The 3421-nt window shown below is 70.8% G+C and carries 1 protein-coding gene; it reads left to right on the forward strand.

Translation table 11 applies throughout. From position 1 onward, the window contains the following. Positions 1 to 518 precede the first annotated feature (518 nt). Positions 519 to 3377: a glycoside hydrolase N-terminal domain-containing protein gene (locus AB0G02_RS32050; RefSeq protein ID WP_360801591.1), complete on the forward strand. Its 2859-nt coding sequence runs from the start codon at positions 519 to 521 to the stop codon at positions 3375 to 3377. Positions 3378 to 3421: the final 44 nt, after the last annotated feature.

The following is a 3421-nucleotide window of genomic DNA, read 5'->3' on the forward strand; positions in this document are numbered from 1 at the left end:
CGGTGCGCGCCGGGTGCGTCGTCACCGGCGGAGGTGCGTGCGGCCGTGCGTGCGGCGGCGCGGATGGCGGCGCGGGTGGAGGCCGGGTCCGGTGGTCGACGGCGAGGGGTCGACGGCGAGGGCCGGGCCGGTCGGACAACCGTCCTCTGTGGAGAGTGGTGCGGCGGTCATCCGGAGCACGGTGCACTTCCGCGCCAACGCGTTCGCATCGAGAAGTCTCCCTCGTCATCGTCGACGGGCAGGCCGGGCCGTCCCGCACCGTAGCCGGCGGCGGGACGGGGCGTCAACGCTCAAGGTTGCTAAAATTGTTAGCGCTAACGAATAGGCCGAACGAGGGAAGTTCGGCCACCTCGCGATTACTTTCCGAGGGTCGAACGTGATTCGACGAGGTCAACCCGCAGCTAACGATGTTATCGCTCACACCGAGTCGCTCCGGGCAATTGACGGTCGGGTTCACCGGTGGCTACGTTGCCGGTGGAGCCCGGCTCGTCGACGCGCCGTCCACTTTGGAGGATCCGATGCCCGATCTGCCAAGAAGGCAGCTGATGAAGCTCGGCGCGGTGGGCGCCGGAGTGGTGCTGGCCCCGGGCGGTTGGACGGCGGTGGCACGGGCCGGGTCGGCCGCGCCGCCGGAGGTGCGGGCGGTCAACGACCTGGCGCTCTGGTACGACAAGCCGGCGGGGTCGGAGTGGCTGCGGGCGCTGCCGATCGGCAACGGCCGCCTCGGCGCGATGGTGTTCGGCAACGCCGACACGGAGCGGTTGCAGCTCAACGAGGACACGATCTGGGCGGGCGGCCCCCACGACTACACGAACACGCAGGGCGCGGCGAACCTGGCCGAGATCCGCCGACTGGTGTTCGCGAACCAGTGGACGCAGGCGCAGGACCTGATCAACCGGACCATGCTGGGCAACCCGGCCGCGCAGCTGGCCTACCAGCCCGTGGGCGACCTCCGGCTCACGTTCCCCTCCCCCGGCACGGTGTCCGGTTACCAGCGGTGGCTCGACCTCACCACCGCCACCACCGTGGTGACGTACGTGGCGAACAACGTGCGGTACCGGCGCGAGGTGATCGCCAGCGCGCCGGACCAGGTGATCGCCGTGCGGCTGACCGCCGAGACGCCCGGCTCGATCTCGTTCACGGCCTCGTTCAGCACGCCGCAGCGGGCGACCGCGTCGAGCCCGGACGGCACCACGATCGGCTTGGACGGCAAGTCCGGCGACCAGCGGGGCATCGCCGGCTCGGTCCGGTTCCTCGCGCTGGCCAAGGTCGTCACCGAGGGAGGCTCCACCAGCAGCTCCGGCGGCACGCTGCGGGTGTCCAACGCCACCAGCGCCACGCTGCTGATCTCGGTCGGCACCAGCTACGTCGACTTCCGCAACGTCGCCGGCGACTACCAGGGCATCGCCCGGGGACGCCTCAACGCCGCCCAGGGCACGGCGTACGACGTGCTGCGCAGCCGGCACGTCACCGACTACCAGCGGCTGTTCGGCCGGGTCAGCCTCGACCTGGGCCGGACCTCGGCGGCCGACCAGCCGACCGACGTGCGGATCGCGCAGCACAACAGCACCACCGACCCGCAGTTCTCCGCCCTGCTGTTCCAGTACGGCCGGTACCTGCTGATCTCGTCGTCGCGCCCCGGCACCCAACCGGCCAACCTCCAGGGCATCTGGAACGACCAGATGGCGCCGTCGTGGGACTCGAAGTACACGCTCAACGCCAACCTGCCGATGAACTACTGGCCGACCGACACGACGAACCTCTCCGAGTGCTACGAGCCGGTGTTCCGGATGATCAACGACCTCACCGTGACCGGCGCCCGCACCGCGCGTGCGCAGTACAACGCAGGCGGCTGGGTCACGCACCACAACACCGACGGGTGGCGCGGCTCCTCGGTCGTCGACTTCGCCGCAGCGGGCATGTGGCAGACCGGCGGCGCGTGGTTGGCCACCATGATCTGGGACCACTACGTGTTCACCGGCGACGTGGAGTTCCTGCGGTCGTACTACCCCGCGTTGAAGGGCGCCGCCCAGTTCTTCCTCGACACCCTGGTGGAGGAACCGACGCTGAAGTGGCTGGTCACGAACCCGTCGAACTCTCCCGAACTGCTCCACCACGCGAACGTCAGCGTGGCCGCGGGTCCCACGATGGACATGCAGATCCTGCGCGACCTGTTCGAGGGCTGCGCCCGCGCCTCGGAGGTGCTCGACGTGGACAGCGATCTCCGTACGCGGGTCCGCGCGACGGCGCAACGGCTCGCCCCGATGCGGGTCGGCTCGCGCGGCAACATCATGGAGTGGCTCTACGACTGGATCGAGCCCGAGACCAACCACCGGCACATCTCCCACCTGTACGGCCTGCACCCGAGCAACCAGATCACCAAGCGCGGCACCCCTCAGCTGTTCGAGGCCGCCCGCCGGACCCTGCAGCTGCGCGGTGACGCCGGCACCGGGTGGTCGCTCGCCTGGAAGATCAACTACTGGGCGCGGATGGAGGAGGGCGGCCGGGCGCACGACCTGATCCGCTACCTGGTCACCCCCGACCGGCTCGCGCCGAACATGTTCGACCTGCACCCGCCGTTCCAGATCGACGGCAACTTCGGCGCGACCTCCGGCGTCGCGGAGATGCTGCTGCACAGCCACAACGGCGAGCTGCACCTGCTGCCCGCCCTGCCGCCGGCCTGGTCCACGGGCAAGGTGGACGGGCTGCGTGGCCGCGGCGGGTACACCGTCGGTGCCGCGTGGAGCGGCGGTGCGGCCACGGAGCTGTCCGTGACCCCCGACCGCGACGGCGTGGTGAAGGTCCGCAGCCGGGCGTTCGCCGGGACGTACGAACTGCGCGACGCGACCAGCGGCACCGTGATCCAGCCGGAGCGGGTCGAGTCGGACCTGATCCGGTTCACCGGCCAGGCGGGCCACACCTACCGGGTGACCGCGCAGGGGCGTCCGCCGCTGGTCGAGCCGGGGGTGAACTACTACCTCGTGGCGCAGCACAGCAACAAGCGGGCCGACATCAGCGGCGCGTCGACCGCCGCCGGCGCCCTCCTGGTCCAGTGGGCGGCCACGGGCGGCCTCAACCAGCAGTTCGACTTCCTGCCCACCGGCGACCAGTACCGGATCCGCGCCCGGCACAGCGGACTGGTGCTCCAGGTGTCCGGCACCGCCACCGGCGCCGACATCACCCAGCAGCGGGACGCCGGGACGCCGAACCAGCTGTGGCGGCTGGTCGACCAGGGCGGCGGCGTGGTGAGCCTGGTCAACCAGCAGAGCGGCCTGGCGATGGACGTGTGGTCCGCCTCCACCGCCGACGGCGCCAGGATCTCCCAGTGGACGGTGACCGGCAGCACCAACCAGCGCTTCCTCCTCCCACGCGCCTGACCTGCTCGTCCGGTTTCCCGACCGGCCGAGGTCGGCCTCGTCCC

The sequence above is a fragment of the Actinosynnema sp. NPDC023658 genome (assembly GCF_040639995.1).
In the GTDB taxonomy this organism is placed as follows: domain Bacteria; phylum Actinomycetota; class Actinomycetes; order Mycobacteriales; family Pseudonocardiaceae; genus Actinosynnema.

Bases quoted from the DNA above. Each gene is read 5' to 3' on its own strand.
- AB0G02_RS32050 (WP_360801591.1), top strand. From the start codon at position 519: ATGCCCGATCTGCCAAGAAGGCAGCTGATGAAGCTCGGCGCGGTGGGC.